This window comes from Mesorhizobium sp. P2_D5 (assembly GCF_056404355.1).
The window spans coordinates 174,403-199,351 of sequence record NZ_JBFUEE010000009.1 but is presented as its reverse complement, the minus strand read 5'-3'; the positions used below and the strand labels follow the sequence as shown (position 1 = coordinate 199,351).

Below are 24,949 nucleotides of genomic sequence, written 5' to 3'. Positions count from 1 at the left end.
ACCGATGCCCTTGTTTGTGGTTACGCGCCAAGCCACAGCCATATAGTGTCGAGCGGGGATTCGTCCACGATCGAGTTCGTACAACGGAAAATTGCGTGGATCAGGAGCAACCGCAGCACGAGAAGATCCGGTTCAGGCGGGATGAGATCACCGACCTGGGGGCCTTTCCCTCCGCGTGCCGCGTGCCGCCGCTGGGTCAGGCGCGGATCGGACGGGGCTTTCGCATCCTGGCAAGGGTGTTCGCCGGTTTCGCCTGCCTCGTCCTGTTGGCGGCAGTCGCCGTCTATCTGGTCGGTGCGTCCGGCGTTGGCTCCGAGCGGCTTCGGGCGGAAGCGGAAACCGCCATCGAGAAGCTGGCCGGCGTCGATGTCGATGTTTCGGTCGGGCCGGCGCGCATCACCCTTGATGGATCGAGCTTCATTGCGTTGCAGGTCAGCGACGTCAGCCTGAAGACCGCCGACGGCAAGCCGATGGCCGATGCGGGCCGCGTGCGCTTCGGCGTGCGCCTGATACCGCTGCTGCGCGGGGAAGTGCGGCTGACCAGCGCCAGGATATCCGATGCGCACATCGTCGTGGCGGCGATGCCGTCCGGCGGTGACTGGGCAGCAAGCCTGCGCAATCAGGATGGCCTCGTCGATCCGGAGAAACTGACGGCTGCGGTGTTCGCCAACGTTCACAGCGCGCTCGACGCCGTGCGCGAAGATTCGATGCGCCAGATCGATCTTCGCAATGTCGAATTCGTACTGCCCGAAACCGGGACGATAAAGCGGGTCAAAGTCACCGACGCCGCCGTCGTGCAGTCGGGACCGGGCGGCATGCAGTTTTCGTCGCAGGCCAATGTCGACGGCAGAGCGGTTACCATCGCCGCTTCCGCCACCCGCGATATCGCGGCACACCGCGTGACGGCGCTGGACGCCAGCATCAATCTGGCGGACGCGAGTGTTGTCACGGGGGCTGCAGATACCACGGCCGCTGCCGGAAAGCTGGGTGCGGTGGCGCTGAAGCTGACGGGATCGGAAGGGTCCGGCACGAATGCATCGCGGCTGACGGCCGCTCTGTCATCGACGGGTTCCATCCTCGATCTCGGCACACGCGGGCTGCTGCCGGCGGACGTCGACGTCAACGTCACGCTGGTTGCGGGCAGCAACAAGGTCCAGGTGGACAGATTGCTGCTGAAGACCGGCCGGTCGACATTCGATTTCGCCGGCTCGATCGGGCCGAAGCCGGCAACCGGAGCGGCCGGCGAGGAACCGGCCTATCGCTATGACCTGACCAGCGACGGTTCCTCGCTAGCGCCTTCGGACTCGCCCGAGCCAGCGCTCGCCTTCCTCGCCCGGATTGCCGGTGTCTACAACACGGTGAGCCACAGGCTGGTCGCCGAGCAGATAGCGCTTCGCTCCGCCTCCTCCGGCGAGGTGCTGGGCACCGCCGCAGTGGAGTTCGTCGACGGCAAGGCGCCGGGGATCAACCTGGCGTTCAACGTCCACAACATGCAGGTTTCTCACGTCAAGCAGCTTTGGCCATGGTTTTCGGCACGCAACGCCCGGCTGTGGGTGCTGGCCAATCTGTTTGGCGGCCGCGTCGTCGACGCCAACCTCCAGTTCCACGTCGTCCCGAACCGTCTCGGCAATGGCGTGCCGCTGTCCGCCGACGAGGTGTTCGGCCGCTTCCAGATCGAGGGATCGCGTTTTGACACGGCCGGCCGCATTCCGCCGATACGCGACGCTGTCGGCGTTGTTGGTTTCCACGGCAATGATGTCGACGTCTCCCTGTCCTCGGGCACCGTCTACATGCCGAGCGGCCGCACCGTCGCGGCCAGCAATGGCACGCTGACGGTCAAGGCCGCCAACCACCCGCCAGTCATCGGCGCGCTCGACATCGATGTCGAGGGCGACGCCTCCGCCGTTGCCGAACTCGCCTCCTACGAGCCGATCAACGCCATGCGCCATGTCGGCCTTTTGCCGGAAGATCTGTCGGGCAGCGTCACCGGCCATGTCAGGGCTGACATTCCTTTGCAGTCCGGCGTCGACTCCTCGAAGCTCGATTGGCTGGTGTCGCTCGACTACAGCGGCATGTCATTGGCCAAGCCGTTCGAGGGGCAGACCGTGACCGATGCGGACGGGTCGATCACCGTCGACCCTGAAAAGGCGGTGATCTCCGCCAAGGCATCTCTGAACGGCATCCCAGCCGAACTCGACCTGATCGAGCCACTCCGGGATGACGGACCGCCGCCCAGCCGCAAGGTGGCATTGGTGCTCGACGACAAGATCCGTGCCGCCGCAATGCCCGGATTGACGCCGCTGCTTGGCGGCACGGTGAAGGTCGCGATCGACAAGAGCGGCAGCGGCGACCAGAACGTCTCGGCCGATTTGACCAACGCCAGGCTGGACATTCCCTGGGCCGGCTGGAGCAAAGGGGCGGGGGTTCCCGCCAAAGCCACATTCGTCATGACCAAGTCCGGCGACACCACGACGCTGTCCGACTTCGATCTCGACGGGAAAACCTTCTCCATCGAAGGCGACATCGTGCTGGTCAATGGCGCCCTGTCTTCCGCAAAGTTCAGCAAGGTGACCTTGAACCGGGGCGACGATGTCGCGGTGTCGGTGAAGCGGTCCGGCAAGGGCTATGCGGTCGACATATCAGGCAACGCGCTGGATGCCCGTTCGCTGATCAAGCAGTTCACCTCGGACGTCGACACGGCAACCAAGACCACTGGTACCGACTCTATTTCCGTCAGCGCCGATGTCGATCAGCTGACCGGTTTCCACGACGAGCAATTGTCCAACCTGAAGCTCGACTACAGCGCCGCCGGTTCGCGGGTGAACGGCCTGAAGGTCAGCGCCACGGCAAGTTCGGGCGCCGCGATAACCATCAGCAACACCACAGGTGCTGGCCAGCGCACACTCAACATGCAGTCCGCGGACGCCGGCGCGATCCTTCGGTTCCTCAACATCTATGAGCATATGGAAGGCGGAGCGATTACCCTGGCGCTGGCGGGGCCGAGCGACGGATCGCTGAGGGGCAAGGTCGATACCAGCAACTTCTTCGTGGTCAATGAGCCGAAACTGGCTTCCATCGTCTCGACCACGCCGGCCGGCGACAGCCGCAGCCTCAACCAGGCGGTCAAGGGCAACCTGGACACCTCGCGGGTCAAGTTCGAGCGCGGCTACGCCGAGATCGACAAGGGCAGCGGCTATGTGAAACTGGCCAATGGCGTGCTGCGCGGCCCCCGCATCGGCACGACGTTCCAGGGCACCCTCTACGACCAGGACAACAACATGGACATGACCGGTACGTTCATGCCGGTCTATGGCCTCAACCGCATCTTCGGCGAATTGCCCATCGTTGGCGCGCTTCTCGGCAATGGCCGCGACCGCGGCCTGATTGGCGTCACCTATCGGCTCAAGGGCAATGCCAACAAGCCGGTGCTGGATATCAACCCGCTGTCGGTGATCGCACCCGGTATCTTCAGGTCGATCTTCGAATACCGGTGAGAAATACCGGTGGCCGATCTTAGACTGGCCGCACCAAAATGTGTTTTTTCCTGCCGAGTGAAAGCTTTACGATGTTTTCCGGACTCAAATCCTGAAGCGTCACCAGCCGGCGCTCGTCGCTGACGGGCTGGTCGTTCAACCGCACCGCACCGCCCTGCACATGCCGCCGCGCCTCGCCGTTCGACGCCGCCAGTCCGGCTGTCACCAGCAGCGACAGGACCCCGACGCCGGCTCCAAGCGCTGCCTTGTCCACCTCGACGCTCGGCAGCGATTCGGCAAGCGCGCCTTCCTCGAACGTCTTGCGCGCCGTCTCGCTGGCTTGTTCCGCGACCGCGCGACCATGCAGCAAGGCCGTGATCTCGGTGGCGAGGACCTTCTTGGCCTCATTGATCTCGGATCCGCCGAGCTGCTCGAGCCGCGCGACCTCATCCAGCGGCAGCGTCGTGTAGAGTTTCAGGAAGCGGCCGACATCGGCATCCTCGGTGTTGCGCCAGTACTGCCAGAACTCGTAGGGGCTCAGCATCTCCGCATCGAGCCAGACCGCGCCCGACGCCGACTTGCCCATCTTGGCGCCCGATGAGGTGGTCAGCAACGTCGTGGTCAGCGCATAGAGCTGCGCGTCCTCCATGCGGCGGCCGAGATCGATGCCGTTGATGATGTTGCCCCACTGGTCGGAGCCGCCCATCTGCAGGCGGCAGCCGAGGCGCTTGTAGAGCTCGACGAAATCATAGGCCTGCAGGATCATGTAGTTGAATTCGAGGAACGACAGCGACTGCTCGCGATCGAGCCGCAGCTTGACGGAATCGAAGGCGAGCATCCGGTTGACCGAAAAGTGACGGCCGACGTCGCGCAGGAAATTGACGTAGTTGATCTCCATCAGCCAGTCGGCATTGTTGACCATGACCGCGTCGTTCGGCCCGCTGCCGAATTTGAGGTACGGCATGAAGTTGCGGCGGATGCCGGCGAGGTTATCGTCGATGTCCTGCGGGGTCAGCAGCTTGCGCGCCTCGTCCTTGAAGGACGGGTCGCCGATCATCGAGGTGCCGCCACCCATCAGCGCGATCGGCCGGTGACCGGTCTGCTGTAGCCAGTGCAGCATCATGATCTGGATCAGCGAACCGGCATGCAGGCTTTTGGCGGTCGCGTCGAAGCCGATATAGGCCGTCACCGTCTCCGTGGCGAAGAGATTGTCGAGGCCGGCATCATCCGAAGTCTGGTGGATGAAACCGCGCTCGCTCATCGTGCGCAGGAAATCGGATTTGAAGGCAGGCATATTGTGTTTCCCGAAAGCGTCCGGCCAATCTGGCCCGGGCGTGGCGTGCATGAACGGGCGCGTTTAGCACCCAAGCGCGATCAGCAAAAGTGGAATCCGGTTTTGCGTCTGATCGCGCGTCAGGCAGAGATCCGCGATCAGCAAAAGTGGAATCCGGTTTTGCGTTCGATCGCGCGTCAGGCAGAGATCCGCGATCAGCAAAAGTGGAATCCGGTTTTGCGTTCGATCGCGCGTCAGGCAGAGATCCGCGATCAGCAAAAGTGGAATCCGGTTTTGCGGTCCGCGCGGATGAAGTCTGAGACCATCGGCCCAATGCTTGCTTCATCGTTTCGGCTGGCGTAATGAGGCGCCGCGCCAAAGGTTCTAGCAGTCCACGACCTCGAGCGGCACCGCACGGCATCCACAAAATGCCATATCCGACGACAGAGCCCCGACGCGACATGCCGGACGCATTGATATCCATCGTCATTCCTTGCAGGAACGAGGCGGCAAATCTGCCGCTGTTGATCGACGAGATCGAGGCCACCATGGCCGGGCGCGACTTCGAGCTGATCATCGTCAACGACGGCTCGACCGACGACACCGCTTCGGTGCTCGCAGCGCAGGCAGCACTTCGCCCGTTTCCGGTGCGGGAATTGCGCCACCGGAAATCCGCCGGCCAGAGTCTTTCGGTGCGCTCTGGCGCCTGGGCGGCGCGTGGCAGCATCGTCGCCACGATCGACGGCGACGGCCAGAACGACCCTCAATACATTCCGGTGCTGATCGATGCGCTTCGGCAGGCCGGCCCCGATTTCGGCGCCGCGCAGGGGCAGCGTCTCAAGCGCCGTGACAGCAAGGTCAAGCAACTGGCGTCACGTTTCGCCAACTGGCTGAGAAATGCCATCCTGCATGACGAGACGCGCGACACCGGCTGCGGCCTGAAGGCGGTCCATACCGATATCCTGCGCAAATTGCCGTTCTTCGACGGCACCCATCGCTTCGTTCCGGCCCTGGTCATCCAGGAGGGCTATCGCGTCGTGCACTGCGATGTCATCGATCGCTCGCGCCGGCACGGCAAGTCGAATTACGGCATATTCGATCGCGGCCTGCAGGGGGTTCTCGATCTCGCCGGTGTCTGGTGGCTGCGCCGCCGGCGCCGCAGAATGCCTAAAGTAGAGGAAATCAGCCGTGGTTAACGTGCTTCAGGAATTGGTGACCTGGCTTCACCAGGTTTTCATCAAGCAGTTCGATGCGTGGATCCTGCTCGGCTTCGTTGCGCAGTTCTTCTTCACCATGCGCTTCGTCGTGCAGTGGCTGGCATCGGAAAAAGCCAAGCGCAGCGTGGTGCCGGTCGCCTTCTGGTTCTTTTCCCTGTTCGGCGGCGGCCTGCTTCTGATCTATGCCATCCAGCGTCAGGATCCGGTGTTCATCGCCGGCCAGTCCATGGGCCTGTTCATCTACATCCGCAATCTCTGGCTGATCGCCAACGAGCGCAAGACCGCGATGAGCAAGGTCGATTGAACAGCGATCGATTGAGCAGCGTGGCATATCAATCAAAATTCGTCGCAGAGGCCGGGACATGGCGGTGAACAGGAATTACATCCTTCTCTTCCTGTTCAGCCTGGTGATGACGGTTTCGGGGCTGGCGTCGATGCCGCCGATCGATCGCGACGAGTCGCGCTTCGTCCAGGCCACCAAGCAGATGGCCGAGACCGGCGACTATGTCGACATCCGCTTTCAGGATGCCTCGCGCTACCAGAAGCCGATCGGCATCTACTGGCTGCAATCGGCGGCCGTCGCGCTGAGCGGGGAGGGCGCTGCCGCTCCGATCTGGGTTTATCGCACGGTTTCGGCGCTTGGCATTGCCATTGCTGTCCTGGCGATCACCTGGACCGGCACGAATCTGTTCGGGGCCAATGCCGGCATCGCCGCCGGCCTGGTCATGGCGGCGATCTTCGCCACCGCTTTCGAAGGCCGCGACGCCAAGACCGACGCGATGCTGCTGGCCTGTTGCGTGGCGGCCCAAGGCGCGCTGGCGCAGATCTATCTGGCGTCGCGCCGGAACCAACCTGTCGGCGGCCATCTCTGGTGGATCTTCTGGATCGCGCAGGGTGCCGCGATCCTCATCAAGGGCCCGATTGCGCCGCTGCTGTCGGCACTCACCATCGCCGTGCTGTTCGCCTTCGAGCGTGACGGACGCTGGCTGTCGAAGCTCAAGGTGGGGCGCGGCCTGGCGCTCGTCGTGCTGATCGTGCTGCCCTGGCTTGCGCTCATCACCTGGAAGAGCGGCGGCGCTTTCCTGCAGCAAGCCGTCGGCAAGGATATGCTCGGCAAGGTCGCTTCGGGTGAGGAATCGCACGGCCTGCCGCCCGGCTTCTACATGCTGACCTATTCGCTGTTCATGTGGCCCTTCGGCCTGATCGCCGTCGGCGCCGGGCTCCAGGCCCTCAACCGCTTGCGCGACGATCCGAGGCTGCGTTTCTGTCTCGCCTGGTACATTCCGTTCTGGCTGGTGTTCGAACTGATCCCGACCAAGCTGCCGCACTATGTCCTGCCGGCCTATCCCGGCATGGCATTGCTGATCGGCTGGCTGCTTACATTGTCGCCGCAGGATGCGAACGCGCCGCTCCGGCGCTGGCAGGACTGGTTGTGGTGGTCGACTGCGTTTGGTCTCGCCGTGGTCAGCCTCGGCCTGGCGGCGGTGTGCGTCGGCGCGCCGCTCTACCTCACCGGCACGTTCTCATGGTGGAGCATTCCGGCTGCCGCGGCAGCGCTCGGCGCCGGCTACTTAGGCTTTTCGCGGCAGCTGCAAGTGCCGCTCGGCCGCATCGGTGCCATCGCGGTTTGCGCGGGCATTACCTATGCGCTGCTGTTCGGCATCATCGCGCCGTCGTTGAAGCCGATCTGGCTGAGCCCGGCCATCGAGGCGGCGGTGCGCGCCAACAAGCCCTGCGACACCACCGTGCTGGCCGCGTCGCGATTTCAGGAACCGAGCCTGGTGTTCCTGGTCGGCACGAAAACGGTGCTGACCGATGTCGAGGGCGTCGCCAGGCATCTATCTGCCGATCCGGCATGCGCATTGGCGCTGGCATCGGTCGAGGACGAGCAGAAACTGACTGGCCTGCTGGCGGCACAGGGCAAATCGGTGAACCGCGTTGCCCTGATCGACGGCCTCAACTATTCGTCGGGAGACAAACTGTCGCTCGGTCTCTATCGTGTGGCGCCATGACGGCTCGTCGATGACAGGCTCGAATTTCCTATGCTGGTGAAATCGCGGCCTTCCGTTTCCGGTATGCTCCTTGGGGTGGGGCGCCGATCCCTCGACAATTTTCGCGACACAATGCAGATCGCAAGAAAGCGCTTTGCCGTTCGTCCCGCCAGGTATCCGAACATAGTTTGGCCGGTCTGGGGCCTGGTCTGGGTCTTGCTGACGTCGGCGGCGTTTGTTCGCCTCGACACCCCGGCCGGGATGCTTCATGGCGAGTGGTCGCCAGGGTTCGTCCACCTGGCCGATTTTTTCACGCAGTTCGGCCTCGGTGGCTGGTATCTCATTCCATCGGCGCTTTTGCTGGTCGCTGCGAACCTGACGGACTGGCGAAGCCTTTCAAGGCGCTCGCTGATGCTGGTCTACAACTGGACCTGCCTGGCCTTTCTGGTGCTGAGCGCCGCCGGCCTGTCCGGCCTGGCCGTCAATGTGCTGAAATATGCGATCGGTCGGGCTCGCCCGCTCTATTTCGACGATTTTGGCGTGCTGGCCTTTCATCCTTTTGCCTTCGATGCGCGCTTCGCCGGTTTCCCGTCCGGTCACGCCACGACCATGGGCGCCGTGTTCGGGGTCGCACTGCTGTTGTTTCCCCGGCGTTGGTACATCGCCCTGGCGATCACCGCCTGCATTGCCTCGACGCGCGTCTTCGTCGGCGCACACTATCCCAGCGACACTGTCGCCGGCTTCGGCCTCGGCTGCGCCTTCGCGCTGGCGTGCGGGCTTGTCTTTGCCCGGCTCGGCTTCATCTTTCGCCAGATGCCGTCGGGGTTGCCGGTCCGCAAGAACACGTTCCGGCTGATTGCAGCGAAGGCTGGCTGAAGGCTCGGGTTTGCTGAGGCTTAGTTGCTGTCCAGCCCGCCGTAGGACCTGACCAGGCGGGCCATGTCGGGTGACTGCTGCCCTTCGCTTTCGAGCCCTTGCGCAACGCCGACGCGATCGGCGACCGGCCGGTTCTGGCTGACCTTCCACTTGCCGTGGATTTCTGCGATCTCGATTTCCAGCCCGATGATGCCCTTGATCTGCGACTGGATGAAGGGCGCCGGCGCGTCGGTCACCGTCCAGGGTGCGGCGCGGGTGCCTTCCTGGGACGCGGTCAGGTCCGCGATCTGCTGCGCCAGCCAGGCCTGGTCATCCATCACCTTGACGGTGCCGCGCACCTGCACGATGGCATAGTTCCAGGTCGGCACCACCTTGCCGGTCTCACGCTTGGTCTCGTACCAGGACGGCGTCACATAGGCATCGGTGCCCTGGAAGACGATCAGCACCGGCGACGCCGGATTGTCGGCCAACAGCTGCCATTGCGGATTGGCCTTCGCCAGATGGGCGCGCAGCCTGCCGTTCGGCGGCACGTCTGCGTCGAGCAGGAACGGGATGGCGTTGGCGACGGGCCCCTCGGCTCCGTTGCAAATCAACAGGCCGAGCGGATGCGCCCGGATCAGCCCGTGCAGGATTTCCGGCCGCGTTTCCCTGAAATGAGGAGGCTCGTACATCGCTGCCTGCTCCCTTGCCTATCTCAGCCGCTTCGGCCGCGGATCCGACAGTTCGCCGGCCAGCCGGCGGTCGAGATAGTCGGCACATTCCTCGAGCAGCAGGTCGGCATCATTGGAGAAGAAATGGTTGGCGCCGGGCAAGGTCTTCTGCGTGATGGTGATGCCCTTCTGCGTGTGCAGCTTGTCGACCAGGCCTTGCACATCCTTCGGCGGCGCCACCTTGTCGGCATCGCCATGGATGATCAGCCCCGATGACGGGCAGGGCGCCAGGAACGAGAAATCATAGGTGTTGGGCTGCGGCGCGATCGAGATGAAGCCTTCGATCTCCGGGCGGCGCATCAGCAACTGCATGCCGATCCAGGAGCCGAAGGAGTAACCGGCGACCCAGCAGCTCTTGGAATCCGGATGCAGCGACTGCACCCAGTCGAGTGCCGCCGCCGCATCCGACAACTCGCCGGTGCCGTGGTCGAACTCGCCCTGGCTGCGGCCGATGCCGCGGAAATTGAAGCGAAGCGTGGTGAAATCCCGCTTCTGGAACATGTAGAAGAGGTCGTAGACGATCTTGTTGTTCATCGTGCCGCCGAATTGCGGGTGCGGGTGCAGGACGATGGCAATCGGCGCGCTCTTTTCCTTGGAAGGCTGGTAGCGTCCCTCCAGGCGGCCGGCAGGACCGGTAAAAATGACCTCAGGCATGAAATACTCCACTTGGGTAATGCGAATGCGCGGCGCCCGGAACGTGTCTTCCTCTGGCCTTGACGCAGGGCGAGCGTCTTCTTAGAAGCTAGTTTAGAATTGTTCAAAACTGAGTGGCCAGACGTCGAGCCGGGCCACCCGCGCCGCAAGCCGCGTAAATAGGACGGCTCGCCTTGGAATTTCAAGGAAATAACGCGATACGACAGCGGAATGGCTTCTGACGGGAACCAAACGGACGAAAATGGCCGGAATGCGCGCCTATCTCGACTATAATGCCAGTGCGCCGCTGCTTGCCGCGGCGCGCGAGGCTATGGTCGCCGCACTTGATGTCGCCGCCAACCCGTCGTCGGTCCACACCGAAGGGCGCGCCGCACGGCGCCTGATCGAGACCGCAAGGCGAGATGTCGCGGCACTGGTCAACGCCAAGGCCGAGCATGTCGTGTTCACCTCCGGCGCGACGGAAGCCGCCTCGACGCTGCTGACATCAGACTGGCAGATGGGGCGCGGCAGCGTGCGCATGAGCCGTCTCTACGTGTCCGAGGCCGATCATCCCTGCCTGTTGAATGGCGGGCGCTTCCCGGCAGCGCAGGTGGCGCGGATCGGCGTCGATGCCAACGGCATCGCCGATCTCGACGCGTTGGCCGCCGCACTCGCCCGTCATGACAAGGCCGAGGGCCTGCCGCTGGTCGCCATCCATGCCGCCAACAACGAGACCGGCGTCATCCAGCCGATCGACCGCATCGCCGGGATCGTTAAGGCCGCGGGCGGCGTCCTCGTCGTCGACGCCGTCCAGGCGGCGGGGCGCGTTTCGATCGATCTATCAGCTGGTTACGCCGATTATCTGATCCTGTCTTCGCACAAACTCGGCGGCCCCAAGGGCGTTGGCGCCATCGTCGCCGCCTCCGATCTGATGATGCCGAAGCCGCTGATCAATGGCGGTGGCCAGGAAAAAGGCCATCGCGGCGGCACCGAAAACCTTGCCGCCATCGCCGGCTTTGGCGCCGCGGCACGCGAGGCGCTCGAAGGGCTGCGGGCGATGGACACGGTGCGGCAGCGCCGCGACGAGATCGAGGCCATCGTGAAAGTGCTGGTGCCGGATGCGGAAATCTTTGGAACCGGCGCACCAAGGCTTGCCAACACGACATTCTTCGCTATTGCGGGCATCAAAGCCGAAACCGCGCAGATCGCTTTCGATCTGGCCGGCGTGGCGCTGTCGGCCGGCTCCGCCTGTTCGTCGGGCAAGGTCGGGCCGAGCCATGTGCTGAAAGCCATGGGATACGGCGACAGCCTTGGCGCCTTGCGCGTGTCGATCGGTGCCGCGACCGGCGCCGAGGACATCGAACTGTTTCGCACCGCGATGGCGGCAATCGCCGCACGTCGGGCGAGTAGGGAAAGGGCCGCATGAGCAGCGGCCGGATATAGACAGGCCTTCGGTCTGGTAGAGCCGTGCGTTTTATGCTGGACGGGTGAATTTCCGGTCAAAACGCACTATATGGAACTTACGCTGCCGCGAATGCCTCTTCGGCGTTCATTTGGCGGTGCCATAGTTTGAAAACTGTCGGGCCTTGACCCCGGCGTGGATGGAGAACGCATATGCCTGCTGTGCAGGACACGATCGATCGGGTCCGAAAGATCGACGTCGACCAATACAAATACGGATTCCAGACTGAAATCGCGATGGACAAGGCCCCCAAGGGCCTCAGCGAAGACATCATCCGTTTCATTTCGGCCAAGAAGGACGAACCGTCCTGGATGCTGGAATGGCGGCTGGAAGCGTATCGCCGCTGGCTGACGCTGGACGAGCCGACCTGGGCGCGCGTTCACTACCCGAAGATCGATTTCCAGGACATCTACTTCTACGCGGCGCCCAAGAGCACGCCAGGCCCGACGTCGCTCAGCGACGTCGATCCCGAACTGCTGAAGGTCTACGAGAAGCTGGGTATCCCGCTGAGGGAACAGGAAATCCTCGCCGGCGTGCAGAAGACCGACGCCTCGGAACTCGAGGAAGTCAGCGACAATGTCTACAAATCGGGCCGCGTTGCTGTCGATGCCGTGTTCGATTCCGTCTCCGTCGTCACCACCTTCAAGAAGGAGCTGGCGCAGGCCGGCGTCATCTTCTGCTCGATCTCGGAAGCCATCCGCGAGCATCCGGAACTGGTGAAGAAGTACCTCGGCTCGGTCGTGCCGACCTCCGACAACTACTACGCCACGCTGAACTCCGCCGTGTTCACCGACGGCTCGTTCGTCTTCGTGCCCAAGGGCGTGCGCTGCCCAATGGAGCTGTCGACCTATTTCCGCATGAACGAGAAGAACACCGGCCAGTTCGAGCGCACGCTGATCATCGCCGAGGAGGGGGCTTACGTTTCCTATCTCGAAGGCTGCACGGCGCCGCAGCGCGACGAGAACCAGCTTCACGCCGCGGTCGTCGAACTGGTGGCGCTCGACGATGCCGAGATCAAATATTCTACGGTGCAGAACTGGTACCCCGGTGACGCCGAGGGCAAGGGCGGCATCTACAATTTCGTCACCAAGCGCGGCGACTGCCGTGGCGACCGCTCGAAGATTTCGTGGACGCAGGTCGAGACCGGCTCCGCCATCACCTGGAAGTACCCGAGCTGCATCCTGCGCGGCGACGATTCCAGCGGCGAGTTCTATTCGATCGCTGTGTCGAACGGCTACCAGCAGGTCGACAGCGGCACCAAGATGATCCATCTCGGGAAGAACACGTCGAGCCGCATCATCTCCAAGGGCATCGCCGCCGGCTTCTCGCAGAACACCTATCGCGGCCAGGTCTCGGCGCACCGCAAGGCGACCAATGCCCGCAACTTCACCAACTGCGATTCCCTGCTGATCGGCGACCAGTGCGGCGCACACACCGTGCCCTACATGGAAGCCAAGAATTCGACGGCGCAGTTCGAGCATGAGGCGACGACGTCGAAGATTTCCGAGGACCAGAAATTCTACGTCATGCAGCGCGGCATTCCCGAAGAGGAAGCGATCGCGCTGATCGTCAACGGCTTCGTCAAGGACGTCATCCAGCAACTGCCAATGGAATTCGCTGTCGAGGCGCAGAAGCTGATCGGCATCTCGCTCGAAGGCTCGGTCGGCTGACCGGACAAATATTCAGGAAACAAAGAATGCTTGAGATCAGAAATCTGCACGCCCGCATCGTCGATGACGGCACCGAGATCATCCGCGGCTTGAACCTGACGGTGAAAGCCGGTGAAATCGCCGCGATCATGGGGCCGAACGGCTCGGGCAAATCGACGCTGTCCTATATCCTCGCCGGCCGAGAGGACTATGAGGTGACCGAGGGCGACATCCTCTACAATGGCCAGTCGATCCTCGAAATGGATCCGGCCGAGCGCTCCACTTCCGGAATCTTCCTCGCCTTCCAGTATCCGATGGAGATACCGGGCGTAGCGACCATGGAATTCCTGAAGGTTGCGATGAACGAGCAGCGCAAGGCGCGTGGCGAAGAGCCGCTGAAGATCCCGGAATTCCTGAAGCGCGTGAAGGAAGCCGCTGCTTCGCTCAGCATGGACATGGCGATGCTGAAGCGGCCGCTCAATGTCGGCTTCTCCGGCGGCGAGAAGAAGCGTGCCGAGATCCTGCAGATGAAGTTGCTGGAACCGAAGCTCTGCGTGCTCGACGAGACCGATTCCGGCCTCGATATCGATGCGCTGAAGATCGTTTCGGATGGCGTCAATGCGTTGCGTGCGCCCGACCGTGCGTTCCTGGTCATCACCCATTACCAGCGCCTGCTCGAACACATCGTGCCCGACACCGTGCACGTGCTCTACAGGGGCCAGGTCATCAAGTCCGGCGACAAGTCGCTGGCGCTCGATCTGGAAGCCAATGGCTATGCCGGTGTGATCGGCGAAGCCGCGTGAGATGCCAGAAGGCAAGGTCAAACTGATGAATATGCACACTCAGCCCCAGCGGACACCGGCCGAAACAGCGTTGATCGACGCGTTCGGCGACCGGCTGTCGCTGCTGCCGGGCGACGGCGCGGTGATGCTCAAGCGCGACGACGCCATCGAGGCGATCAAGCACGGCCTGCCGACACGGCGCATCGAATCCTGGCACTACACCGATCTGCGCCGCCTGTTGAACGCGGTGCCGGACTTCGATCCGGCCGCCATGACCAAGGCTGTTGCACCGATCGTGGAAGGCTCCGCCGTGCTGGCGATCCTGAACGGCAAGTCCGACGCGAAGACGCCGGCCGTCGATGGCGTCACCGTGCAGCGCCTGTCGGAAAAACTGACTGACGGCAGCGCAGCACCGGGGCTCGATCCCTATGGCAGCGATGACGCCATCGGTGCGCTGAACACCGCCTTCGTCGCCGACGGCTACTTTGTCGACATCGCCGATGGCGCCGAGCTGGAAAAGCCGATCGAACTGCAGAACCTGCAGGCCGGCGGCCAGACCCATGTGCGCCTCATGGCGCGCGTTGGCGCTGCCGCCAAGGCCGTTATCGTCGAGCGTCAGGCCGGCGAGGGCGCGGCACTGACGAGCTCGGTCAGCCAGCTCGTGCTCGGCGAAGGCGCCGAGGTGACGTGGCTGATCGTCCAGGAGCAGCCGGAGACGGCAACGCATCTGGCGCAGTTCAAGGCCCATGTCGGCAAGAACGCGAAACTGACGCTGTTCGTCATGAACGCCGGCGGCAGGCTGGTGCGCCAGGAGGTCATGGTCAGGACGACCGGCGAAGGCGCCGATTTCAAACTGCGCGGCATCAATCTTCTGGCCGGCGACACCCATACCGACGTGACCATGGTGCTCGACCACGCCGTGCCGCATACGACCTCGACGGAAGTGATCCGCAATGTGGTGACGGGCAAGGCGCGCGGCGTTTTCCAGGGCCGCATCAACGTCCACCAGTACGCGCAGAAGACCAACGCCAAGATGGCCTGCAACACGCTGCTGTTGTCGGACGATGGCGAGTTCTCGACAAAGCCGGAGCTTGAAATCTTCGCCGACGATGTCGTCTGCGGCCATGGCGCGACGGTCACCGAAATCGACCACGACCATCTGTTCTACCTGATGGCGCGAGGCGTCGACGAGAAGACCGCTCGCGGCCTTCTGGTCAAAGCCTTCGTCGCCGAGGTGATCGAGGAACTGGACGACGAGACGATCGTCGACGCGCTCGAAGCGAAGCTCGACGACTGGTTTGTGACACATGGGTGAGGAGCGGTCGGCGTAGCCGACAAAAAGCCAACGATTTGGCTTTTTGAGCGACGAACGCCCGGAGCCATAGCGAAGGGCCGGCTGACGCGGGAGCCCGGGTATCGAAAGACAGACGATGGACCAGAAAGTCGAAAACATCCCCTACGACGTCGAGGCTATCCGCCGCGACTTCCCGATTCTGTCGCGCGAGGTCTACGGCAAACCTCTGGTCTACCTCGACAATGGCGCCTCGGCGCAGAAGCCGCAGGTGGTGCTCGACACCATCCAGCACGCCTATTCCCAGGAATACGCCAACGTCCATCGCGGCCTGCATTTCCTCTCCAATGCGGCGACCGACGCCTACGAAAAGGCGCGCGAAACGGTGCGCCGCTTCCTGAATGCGCCAAGCACCGACAACATCGTCTTCACCTCGAACACGACCTCGGCGATCAACAGCGTCGCCTATGGCTATGGCATGCCCAACATCGGCGAGGGCGACGAGATCGTACTGTCGATCATGGAGCATCACTCCAACATCGTGCCGTGGCATTTCATCCGCGAGCGGCAGGGCGCCAAACTGGTCTGGGTGCCGGTCGACGATCTCGGCGCCTTCCACATCGAGGAGTTCGAGAAGCGGCTGACCGATCGCACCAAGCTGGTCGCCATCACCCAGATGTCGAACGCGCTGGGCACGGTGACGCCGATCAAGGAGATCGTGCGCATTGCGCATGCGCGTGGAATTCCCGTCCTCGTCGACGGCAGCCAGAGCGCCGTGCACATGGCCGTAGACGTGCAGGATCTCGACTGCGATTTCTTCGTCTTCACCGGCCACAAGGTCTACGGCCCGTCGGGCATCGGCGTGCTCTATGGCAAGAAGGACATTCTCTCTGGCATGCGGCCGTTCATGGGCGGCGGAGAGATGATCGAGGAGGTGACGGAGGACATCGTCACCTACAACGAGCCGCCGCATCGCTTCGAGGCCGGTACGCCGCCGATCGTGCAGGCGATCGGGCTCGGTGCTGCACTCGACTATATGGAAAAAATCGGTCGCGAGCGCATCGCCGCGCATGAGGAAGACCTCAAGGCCTATGCGCATGAGCGGCTGCGCGCCATCAACTCGCTGCGCATTTTCGGCGACGCGCCCGGCAAGGGCGCCATCATCTCCTTCGAACTGCAAGGCATTCACGCCCATGACGTGTCGATGGTGATAGACAGGCAAGGCGTTGCCGTGCGCGCCGGCACGCATTGCGCCCAGCCGCTGTTGAAACGCTTTGGCGTAACCTCCACATGCAGGGCATCGTTCGGCATGTATAATACCAGGGCCGAAGTCGATGCTTTGGCCGAGGCGCTTGAAAAAGCGCGCAAGTTTTTTGGGTGACGACCATGGATGATGTGAGCATCGCTGCCGAAACCACGCCGGAAGCCGCCGCCAACAGCGTGGTGTCTGCTTCGACCATTCCCGCCGACGAATTGGCGCGGCTGACCGACGACATCGTCTCGGCGCTGAAGACGGTCTATGACCCGGAAATCCCGGCCGACATCTACGAACTTGGCCTCGTCTACAAGATCGACATCGAGGACGACCGCTCGGTCAAGATCGACATGACGCTGACCGCGCCGGGCTGCCCGGTCGCCGGCGAAATGCCCGGTTGGGTGGAAAATGCCGTCGGCGCCGTTGAAGGCGTGTCCGGCGTCGAGGTCAACATGACCTTCGACCCGCCGTGGACGCCCGACCGCATGTCGGAAGAGGCGCAGGTCGCGGTGGGCTGGTACTAGCCTCACAAAGGTTGGCGCCCTTGCGCCAGTGGTAAAACTTCACCATTTTAGGTGAGGAATCGTTCGGCAGGCCTTGAACCTGCACGGAATGGAGAAAGAACAGATGGGACGCTTTGCCGTCATCACCATGACCGAAAAGGCCGCCGACCGGGTGCGCGAGATCGTCGCCACCCGCGACAACGCGCATGGCATTCGCCTCGGCATCAAGAAGGGCGGCTGCGCCGGCATGGAATACACGGTCGATCTGGTGACCGAACCCAACACCAAGGACGACCACATCGAGCGTGATGGCGCCCATGTCTATGTGGCGCCCGAGGCTGCCCTTTTCCTGTTCGGCACCGAGATGGATTTCGAGCAGACGACGCTGCGCACCGGCTTCACCTTCCACAACCCGAACCAGAGTTCGGCCTGCGGCTGCGGCGAATCCGTTGAGCTGAAGCCGGCCGACCTGAAGGCTCTTGCGGAAGCGCGCGCCTCGGCCTGAGATTTCCCCTCGCCAGGGCGACGAACGCTAATCCACCCACATGCCCGTTCGCTTGTGCCAGTCGGCGATGGATTCCTCCGGATAGACGTCGAACGTCCTGTCGTCCTTGCCAATCACGGGTTCGACCCAGTTGGCTTTGTATTTCAGCATCAGATGCACCTTGCTCGGCGGCTCCGGCAGATCGGTGTCGATCGCCGAGGCGAAGGGATGCACCAGATCCGGCCAGGTCGGGTCGTAGAGCCACAGTGCCGACCCGCATTTGCGACAGAAATTGCGCTCGCCGGTCGATATCTCGCACCGCGGATGCTCGTCGTCCTCGATCTCGGCCCGGTAGACGCCGAGGTTTCGTTTGCCCTTGATATTCAGGGTCTCGTTGTCGGCACCGAGATTGATGGCGAAGCCGCCGCCGCCTTGCTGCTTGCGGCATATCGAGCAGTAGCACAGCATGAACGGCGCCGGCGTGTGGCTCTCCACCTCGAAACGAACGGCATTGCAACGGCAGGACCCCTTGAGCAGAAGCGGCATGACAAAACGACTCCGACGGATGTTCTCAATCTGTCAGCATGATCTTGGTTGCGCGATGACAATGTCAAATGCCGGTGACATGATCGCGGCATGGACAACGAACGCATCGCCGAACTGTTCGAGGGCCTTGGTCCGGTCAGCATCCGCAAACTGTTCGGCGGCAAGGGCATCTATTTCGACGGTGTCATCATCGCCGTCGTGCTGCGCGGCGAACTGATGCTGAAGGCCGACGAGCAAAGCGCGCCGGACTTCGAGGCGGCAGGCTGCCGGCAGTGGACCTATACCGGGTCCCGGCACGGCAAGCTGGTCTCGATGCCCTACTGGAACATTCCCGACAGCGCTTTTGATGATCCCGACGAGATGACGCTCTGGGCACGCCGCGCCTATGAGGCCGGGCGGCGGGCGGGGAAATAGCCCTCGTGGCGAACTACAGCGCCTTCGCGATCTTCGCCGCCAGCCTTGCGTTGTTCTCGACCAGCGCGATGTTGGTCTTCAGGCTCCTTCCGCCCGTGAGTTCCAGGATTTTCGACAGCAGGAACGGCGTCACCGCCTTGCCGGTCACGTTGAGCGCTTCGGCGGCCTTCTGCGCGGCCTCGATATAGCCGGCCATCTCTTCGGCGGGGATTTCGTGGTTTTCGGGCACCGGATTGGCGATCAGCATGCCGCCGGCGAGCCCCAGCGCATGCCGGGTCTGGTAGAAATGCGCGATCTCTTCCGGTCGGTGCAAGGTCAGCGGCGCGCGGAAGGGCGAATGCCGCGACCAGAAGGCCGGCATCGTCTCGCAGCCATGGCCAACCACGGGCACGCCGCGCGTTTCCAGCACTTCCAGCGTCTTTTCGATGTCGAGGATGGCCTTGGCGCCGGCCGACACGACGATGACCGGCGTGCGCGCCAACTCGTCGAGGTCGGCGGAAATGTCGAAACTCTTTTCCGCCCCCTTGTGCACGCCGCCGATGCCGCCGGTGGCGAACACCTTGATGCCAACCATATGCGCCGCGATCATCGTGGCGGCGACGGTGGTGCCGCCCGTGCGCCCTTGCGCAACCGCGAAGCCGAGGTCGGCGCGCGACAGTTTCATGGCGTCGCCGGTCATGGCGAGGGATTCGCGCTCGCCGTCCGAAAGCCCGATCTTGATGCGCCCGCCAACCACGGCGATCGTGGCCGGCACGGCGCCGCCGTCGCTGATGATCTTTTCGACATCGGCCGCCATGGCGCCATTGTCGGGGTAAGGCATGCCATGGGTGATGATGGTGCTTTCCAGCGCCACCACCGGCCGCCCGGCGGCCAAGGCCTGTGCAACCGGCGCATGGATATCGATGAAGGGACGGGCGGTTTCTGGTGTCATCCTGATCTCCAATCCGGCGCGATGCGTCTCCACTTGGACGCGAAAACACTCCGGCACTATGAACTGGCCGGTCTCATGCCACTTCCTGCGCATCTGGCACAAGAGCCAGCGCCTCGGTGAAATCAGCCGTGGTGAAATCGGGAACGGCGTCGGCGCTTTCGATGGCCAGCGTCGCCGCGGCAATGCCTTCGCGCAGGGCCGCGCGCAACGGCATGCCGCGAAGCGAGGCAGCGACCGTCGCTCCCGCCAGCGCATCGCCGGCGCCGGTGACGTCGGCGACCTTTCTTGGCGTCGGCGGCAGGATCGAGAAGGTGCCGGCTTCATCGAAGCCCAGCATGGGAGCGCCGCCCGCTGTCACCACGCCGCTTTTGAGCCCGGCACGTTTCAGCCCGTCGACGATGTCCTGCCCGGAGGCCGCACTGTCCAGGCCGGCAAGTGCGACGGCCTCGCGCTGGTTCATGAAGACGACGGCCAGATTGCCGAGCACCGGCCTCAGGCGCACGATCTTGGCCGGCGAAATGGCAATGGCGAAGACGGGTTTGCCGGCGGCGAGTGCCACGAGCCGCTCCAGTGCGGCCGTCGGCAAATTGGCGTCGCAGAAGACGGCATCGGCGGCAGCGAGTACCTCGCGCACCTTCGAGCGTCTGACCTGTTTGGGAAACGCCAGCTCGTAGAGCGCCATGTCGGCAAAGCCGACGATCAGTTCGCCTTCGCTGTCGATCAGCGCCGTATAGCTTGGCGTCGTGCGATCGAGGAACACCGCCGAGAGGTCGGTAATCCCCGCTTTGGCGATGGCCCGTGAAACCGTATCGGCGGCGGCATCGCCGCCGCGCACCGACAGCAGCGAGGCCGAAACACCGCGCCGGACCGCACTGCGCAAGGCATTGAAGACGCCGCCGCCGACGTCCTCGCGCATCGTGCCCGGATTGGACGCGGCCGGCACGTAAGCGCCGGACACCTGGCCACGCCGGTCGATATGGGCGCCGCCCACGGCCAGGATTCTTGGAGATTTCACCATGCCGGCGATATGACCTTTGTTATTCCGGCCGCACAAGCGCTACGCTAACTAACGAAGCTTCGCATGCGGGGCGGCGATTCGGCAGATCGAAACAATCGAGCCGACTGGCCCAATGCGAGGTGCGCTCCTGATGTGATTCTTGGGACAAAAAAAGAACAAATCCGGATAGTGATTGCCTTTCAGGTACTTGAACCCTCTTGCCAAACAAGAACAAAAAAGGTACAAATGGGCAGGGATTACGGATTGTCCGGCCTTCATTGACGACCAAGGGGTGATGTATCATGGCTCAGAATTCTTTGCGGCTGGTAGAGGACAAAGCGGTGGACAAATCAAAGGCTCTGGATGCGGCGCTGTCGCAAATCGAGCGGGCTTTCGGCAAGGGCTCGATCATGCGGCTCGGCGCGAACGAGCAGGTCGTCGAGATCGAAACCGTGCCGACCGGCTCGCTTGGCCTCGACATCGCGCTTGGCGTCGGTGGCCTGCCGCGCGGCCGCATCATCGAAATCTACGGGCCGGAAAGCTCGGGCAAGACGACGCTTGCCTTGCACACTGTTGCGGAAGCCCAGAAGAAGGGCGGCATCTGCGCCTTTGTGGATGCCGAGCATGCGCTCGATCCGGTCTATGCCCGCAAGCTTGGCGTCGATCTGGAAAACCTTCTGATCTCGCAGCCCGACACCGGTGAACAGGCGCTGGAAATCTGCGACACGCTGGTGCGCTCCGGTGCCATCGACGTACTGGTGGTCGATTCGGTCGCGGCGCTGACGCCACGCGCCGAAATCGAAGGCGAGATGGGCGATTCGCTTCCCGGCCTGCAGGCCCGCCTGATGAGCCAGGCGCTGCGCAAGCTGACCGCCTCGATCTCGCGCTCCAACACCATGGTCATCTTCATCAACCAGATCCGTATGAAGATCGGCGTCATGTTCGGTTCGCCCGAGACCACGACGGGCGGCAACGCGCTGAAATTCTACGCCTCGGTCCGCCTCGACATCCGCCGCATCGGCTCGGTCAAGGACCGCGACGAGGTCGTCGGCAACCAAACCCGCGTCAAGGTGGTCAAGAACAAGCTGGCGCCGCCCTTCAAGGTGGTCGAGTTCGACATCATGTATGGCGAGGGCGTGTCCAAGACCGGCGAACTGGTCGACCTCGGCGTCAAGGCCGGCGTGGTTGAGAAGTCGGGCGCCTGGTTCTCCTACAATTCGCAGCGTCTCGGCCAGGGCCGCGAGAATGCCAAGCTGTTCCTGCGCGACAATCCCGACACGGCGCGCGAGATCGAACTGGCGCTCAGGCAGAATGCCGGGTTGATCGCCGAGAAATTCCTCGAGAATGGCGGCGCCGAGAGCGGCGACGACGGCTTCGAGGAGGAATCCGGCGCGATGTAACAACTTCGTGCACGGGATGCTGGCCGAAGATCGGCCATAATCCTGTTCTATTATCTCAGGCTTATGTAATTGAGTTCAGTGTTTTTTGCGTCCCAAACCGCCGGCTTTCGAGCCGGCGGTTTTTCATTTTGCGGCCGGCGCCGATGGTCGGCAAGCGCGCGATTTGGACCAATTCCGTGTTTCTGGACAGGGTGCGGTGCGACCGCTAAAAGGCCAAGTCTATTTTCTTATGGATGTCGCCCAAAAGTGCGCAGCGGTTTTGGGACAGCGACATGCATGGAAGCAAAAACTTGAAGCGCGTCGACTGAATCCGTTTTTCAGCGCGACGCGCTTTGAGACCCAGAGCCCATTTTCCGCCGGTTTGCCGGCGGTTTTCTCGAAAAGGCAGCATTCATGAGTGGCGTGAACGAGATCCGGTCGACTTTTCTCGACTACTTCCGCAAGGAGGGTCACGAGATCGTCGCGTCGAGCCCGCTGGTGCCGCGCAACGATCCGACGCTGATGTTCACGAACGCAGGCATGGTGCAGTTCAAGAACGTCTTCACCGGCCTGGAGAAGCGGCCCTATTCGCGCGCCTCGACCGCGCAGAAGAGCGTCCGCGCCGGCGGCAAGCACAACGACCTCGACAATGTCGGTTACACCGCGCGCCATCTGACCTTCTTCGAGATGCTCGGCAATTTCTCCTTTGGCGACTATTTCAAGGAGCGCGCCATCGAGCTTGCCTGGAACCTGATCACCAAGGAATTCGGGCTCAACAAGGACAAGCTGCTGGTCACCGTCTATCACACGGACGACGAGGCGGCGGGCTTCTGGAAGAAGATTGCCGGGTTTTCCGACGACCGCATCATTCGCATCGCGACCTCGGACAATTTCTGGGCGATGGGCGACACCGGACCGTGCGGGCCGTGCTCGGAGATCTTCATCGACCGCGGCGAACACATCTGGGGCGGCCCGCCCGGCAGCCCGGAGGAGGATGGCGACCGTTTCCTCGAATTCTGGAACCTGGTGTTCATGCAGTATGAACAGGTGACGAAGGAGGAGCGCATCGATCTGCCGCGCCCGTCGATCGACACCGGCATGGGCCTGGAGCGCATGGCGTCCATCCTGCAAGGGGTGGAAAGCGTCTTTGAGACCGATCTGTTCCGTCACCTGATCGACGCGGCGTCTTCCGCCATCGGGCACGGTCCCGACAAGGAGACGGTCGCGTCCTTCCGCGTCATTGCGGATCATCTGCGCTCGTCGTCCTTCCTGGTCGCCGATGGTGTGCTGCCGTCGAACGAAGGCCGTGGCTATGTGCTGCGCCGCATCATGCGCCGCGCCATGCGCCATGCACAGTTGCTCGGTGCCCGCGATCCCTTGATGTGGCGCCTGGTGCCGGCCCTGGTGCGCGAGATGGGCCAGGCCTATCCGGAACTGGTGCGCGGCGAGCAGTTGATCACCGAGACCCTGAAGCTCGAGGAAACGCGGTTCCGCAAGACGCTGGTGCGTGGCCTCGGCCTGCTTTCGGAGGCGACGGAAAAACTGGGCGCCGGCGACATGCTGGATGGCGAGACGGCCTTCAAGCTCTACGACACCTACGGCTTCCCGCTCGATCTGACGCAGGACGCGCTGCGCCAGCGCAGCATCTCGGTCGATCTGGCCGGCTTCACCAATGCCATGGAACGGCAGAGGGCCGAGGCGCGGGCTCACTGGGCAGGCTCCGGCGACGCGGCCACAGAGACGATCTGGTTCCCGGTGCGCGAGAAGGCGGGCGCCACCGAATTCCTCGGTTACGAGACCGAGCAGGCGGAAGGCCTCATCCAGGCGCTGGTCAGGGACGGCAAGACCGTCGACAGCGCAAGCAAGGGCGAGGCAGTTGCCGTGGTCGTCAACCAGACGCCGTTCTATGCCGAGTCCGGCGGCCAGATGGGCGACACCGGAATCATGTCAGGCGAAGGCTTCTCGATCGAGATTTCCGATACGCAGAAGAAGGCCGATGGCCTGTTCGTCCATATCGGCAAGGTGGCCAGCGGCACGGTCAAGACCGGCGCGGTCGTCGAGCTCAAGGTCGACCATGACAGACGCTCCAGGCTGCGCGCCAACCATTCCGCGACGCATCTAATCCATGAGGCGCTGCGCGAGGTTCTGGGTAGCCATGTCGCGCAGAAGGGTTCGCTGGTTGCGCCTGAGCGCCTGCGCTTTGACATCTCGCACAACAAGCCGATTTCGCCCGAGGATCTCGAAGAGGTCGAGCGCATGGCGAACGAGATCGTCGTCCAGAACGGCCCGGTGAGCACGCGCCTGATGTCGGTCGACGATGCCATTGCCGAGGGCGCCATGGCGCTGTTCGGCGAGAAGTACGGCGACGAGGTGCGCGTCGTGTCGATGGGCACCGGCCTGCATGGCGCCAAGGCCAACCGGCCCTATTCGGTCGAGCTCTGCGGTGGCACGCATGTCAGGGCGACCGGCGATATCGGCCTGGTGCGTGTCGTGTCGGACAGCGCGGTCGCCGCCGGTGTGCGCCGCATCGAGGCTTTGACCGGCGAAGCCGCGCGCAAGCATCTCGACGAGCAGGACCGGCGTTTGAAATCGGTGGCCGCGACGTTGAAGATCTCGCCGGCCGACGTGCCGGCGCGCGTCGAGGCGCTGCTCGACGAGCGCAAGAAGCTTGAGAAGGAACTGAGCGAAGCGCGCAAGAAACTGGCGCTGGGCGGCGGTGCCGCGGCGGGTGCACCGTCGGAGAACGAGACTGTCGCCGGCGTCGGCTTCCTCGGCAAGGCAGTTTCGGGTGTTTCGCCGAAGGATCTGAAGCCGCTGGCCGATGCCGGCAAGAGTTCGCTCGGTTCCGGCGTCGTCGTCTTCGTCGGCGCCGGCGACGACAACAAGGCGAGCGTCGTGGTCGCTGTCACTGATGATCTGCTAAGCCGTTTCAGCGCGGTCGATCTGGTGCGCGTGGCCTCCGCAGCATTGGGCGGTCAGGGCGGCGGCGGGCGGCCCGACATGGCGCAAGCCGGTGGCCCGGACGCCTCGAAAGCCAGTGATGCGATCGCCGCGGTCAAGGCGGCGCTGGAGGCAGCCTGAAA

Annotated in this window: 22 protein-coding genes; 16 read left to right on the top strand and 6 right to left on the bottom strand. The window is 63.3% G+C overall.

Features of this window, described 5'->3' with window-relative positions; all coding sequences use genetic code 11:
- Positions 1–95: 95 nt before the first annotated feature.
- A complete protein-coding gene (locus tag AC1DYW_RS29940; protein ID WP_477228593.1) occupies positions 96–3,494 on the top strand; it encodes a hypothetical protein in 3,399 nt (1,132 codons plus the stop codon).
- A gap of 19 nt (positions 3,495–3,513) precedes the next feature.
- Here AC1DYW_RS29940 and tyrS read toward each other — a convergent pair whose 3' ends face one another.
- Entirely contained in the window at positions 3,514–4,767 is a 1,254-nt protein-coding gene (gene tyrS / locus AC1DYW_RS29935) for a tyrosine--tRNA ligase (RefSeq protein WP_477228592.1), read from the bottom strand.
- Positions 4,768–4,812: 45 nt separating this feature from the next.
- On the opposite strand from tyrS, the gene AC1DYW_RS29930 reads away from it, so the two are divergent.
- From AC1DYW_RS29930 to AC1DYW_RS29910, 5 genes are all read left to right on the top strand, one after another.
- Positions 4,813–5,109 (top strand): hypothetical protein, encoded by a 297-nt coding sequence (locus AC1DYW_RS29930; protein ID WP_477228591.1) that lies wholly within the window; start codon positions 4,813–4,815, stop codon positions 5,107–5,109.
- 98 nt (positions 5,110–5,207) lie between these two features.
- Positions 5,208–5,942 (top strand): glycosyltransferase family 2 protein, encoded by a 735-nt coding sequence (locus AC1DYW_RS29925; protein ID WP_477228590.1) that lies wholly within the window; start codon positions 5,208–5,210, stop codon positions 5,940–5,942.
- Positions 5,935–6,267, top strand: a complete 333-nt coding sequence (locus tag AC1DYW_RS29920; RefSeq protein ID WP_095085369.1) for a lipid-A-disaccharide synthase N-terminal domain-containing protein — start codon at positions 5,935–5,937, stop codon at positions 6,265–6,267. Before AC1DYW_RS29925 ends, AC1DYW_RS29920 begins: the two co-directional genes overlap by 8 nt.
- 58 nt (positions 6,268–6,325) lie before the next feature.
- Positions 6,326–7,975, top strand: a complete 1,650-nt coding sequence (locus AC1DYW_RS29915; RefSeq protein WP_477228589.1) for an ArnT family glycosyltransferase — start codon at positions 6,326–6,328, stop codon at positions 7,973–7,975.
- 111 nt (positions 7,976–8,086) lie between these two features.
- Positions 8,087–8,830 (top strand): phosphatase PAP2 family protein, encoded by a 744-nt coding sequence (locus AC1DYW_RS29910; protein WP_477228588.1) that lies wholly within the window; start codon positions 8,087–8,089, stop codon positions 8,828–8,830.
- A gap of 20 nt (positions 8,831–8,850) precedes the next feature.
- On the opposite strand, the gene AC1DYW_RS29905 is transcribed toward AC1DYW_RS29910, so the two are convergent.
- The gene (locus AC1DYW_RS29905; RefSeq protein ID WP_477228587.1) at positions 8,851–9,501 is read right to left on the bottom strand and encodes an FMN-binding negative transcriptional regulator; all 651 of its coding nucleotides are present in this window, start codon (positions 9,499–9,501) and stop codon (positions 8,851–8,853) included.
- Positions 9,502–9,519: 18 nt separating this feature from the next.
- Complete coding sequence (locus AC1DYW_RS29900) at positions 9,520–10,194, bottom strand: alpha/beta hydrolase (protein WP_013532163.1); 675 nt, start codon at positions 10,192–10,194, stop codon at positions 9,520–9,522.
- 241 nt (positions 10,195–10,435) lie between these two features.
- On the opposite strand from AC1DYW_RS29900, the gene AC1DYW_RS29895 reads away from it, so the two are divergent.
- From AC1DYW_RS29895 to sufA, 7 genes are all read left to right on the top strand, one after another.
- Positions 10,436–11,599: a cysteine desulfurase family protein gene (locus AC1DYW_RS29895; protein ID WP_477228586.1), complete on the top strand. Its 1,164-nt coding sequence runs from the start codon at positions 10,436–10,438 to the stop codon at positions 11,597–11,599.
- A gap of 188 nt (positions 11,600–11,787) precedes the next feature.
- The gene (gene sufB / locus AC1DYW_RS29890) at positions 11,788–13,305 is read left to right on the top strand and encodes a Fe-S cluster assembly protein SufB (RefSeq protein ID WP_013532161.1); all 1,518 of its coding nucleotides are present in this window, start codon (positions 11,788–11,790) and stop codon (positions 13,303–13,305) included.
- A 26-nt stretch (positions 13,306–13,331) separates the two neighbouring features.
- Complete coding sequence (gene sufC / locus AC1DYW_RS29885) at positions 13,332–14,087, top strand: Fe-S cluster assembly ATPase SufC (RefSeq protein WP_477228585.1); 756 nt, start codon at positions 13,332–13,334, stop codon at positions 14,085–14,087.
- A gap of 25 nt (positions 14,088–14,112) precedes the next feature.
- Positions 14,113–15,381: a Fe-S cluster assembly protein SufD gene (gene sufD / locus AC1DYW_RS29880; protein WP_477228584.1), complete on the top strand. Its 1,269-nt coding sequence runs from the start codon at positions 14,113–14,115 to the stop codon at positions 15,379–15,381.
- A 115-nt stretch (positions 15,382–15,496) separates the two neighbouring features.
- Complete coding sequence (locus tag AC1DYW_RS29875) at positions 15,497–16,738, top strand: cysteine desulfurase (RefSeq protein ID WP_477228583.1); 1,242 nt, start codon at positions 15,497–15,499, stop codon at positions 16,736–16,738.
- A 5-nt stretch (positions 16,739–16,743) separates the two neighbouring features.
- Positions 16,744–17,136 (top strand): SUF system Fe-S cluster assembly protein, encoded by a 393-nt coding sequence (locus AC1DYW_RS29870; RefSeq protein WP_477228582.1) that lies wholly within the window; start codon positions 16,744–16,746, stop codon positions 17,134–17,136.
- A 103-nt stretch (positions 17,137–17,239) separates the two neighbouring features.
- The gene (gene sufA, locus AC1DYW_RS29865) at positions 17,240–17,620 is read left to right on the top strand and encodes a Fe-S cluster assembly scaffold SufA (RefSeq protein WP_013532156.1); all 381 of its coding nucleotides are present in this window, start codon (positions 17,240–17,242) and stop codon (positions 17,618–17,620) included.
- Between the two features lie 27 nt (positions 17,621–17,647).
- Here sufA and AC1DYW_RS29860 read toward each other — a convergent pair whose 3' ends face one another.
- Entirely contained in the window at positions 17,648–18,145 is a 498-nt protein-coding gene (locus tag AC1DYW_RS29860) for a GFA family protein (protein WP_477228581.1), read from the bottom strand.
- 90 nt (positions 18,146–18,235) lie between these two features.
- Here AC1DYW_RS29860 and AC1DYW_RS29855 point away from each other — a divergent pair, with 90 nt between their 5' ends.
- Positions 18,236–18,559: a TfoX/Sxy family protein gene (locus AC1DYW_RS29855; protein ID WP_477228580.1), complete on the top strand. Its 324-nt coding sequence runs from the start codon at positions 18,236–18,238 to the stop codon at positions 18,557–18,559.
- Between the two features lie 13 nt (positions 18,560–18,572).
- Here AC1DYW_RS29855 and AC1DYW_RS29850 read toward each other — a convergent pair whose 3' ends face one another.
- On the bottom strand, positions 18,573–19,490 hold the full coding sequence (locus AC1DYW_RS29850; RefSeq protein WP_477228579.1) for a pseudouridine-5'-phosphate glycosidase: 918 nt from the start codon (positions 19,488–19,490) through the stop codon (positions 18,573–18,575).
- A gap of 73 nt (positions 19,491–19,563) precedes the next feature.
- On the bottom strand, positions 19,564–20,508 hold the full coding sequence (locus AC1DYW_RS29845; protein WP_477228578.1) for a carbohydrate kinase family protein: 945 nt from the start codon (positions 20,506–20,508) through the stop codon (positions 19,564–19,566).
- A 281-nt stretch (positions 20,509–20,789) separates the two neighbouring features.
- Between AC1DYW_RS29845 and recA the strand changes: the two genes are divergently transcribed.
- Both recA and alaS read left to right on the top strand, forming a co-directional pair.
- Positions 20,790–21,887, top strand: a complete 1,098-nt coding sequence (gene recA, locus AC1DYW_RS29840; RefSeq protein ID WP_095085392.1) for a recombinase RecA — start codon at positions 20,790–20,792, stop codon at positions 21,885–21,887.
- Between the two features lie 393 nt (positions 21,888–22,280).
- On the top strand, positions 22,281–24,947 hold the full coding sequence (gene alaS, locus AC1DYW_RS29835; protein WP_477228577.1) for an alanine--tRNA ligase: 2,667 nt from the start codon (positions 22,281–22,283) through the stop codon (positions 24,945–24,947).
- Positions 24,948–24,949: the final 2 nt, after the last annotated feature.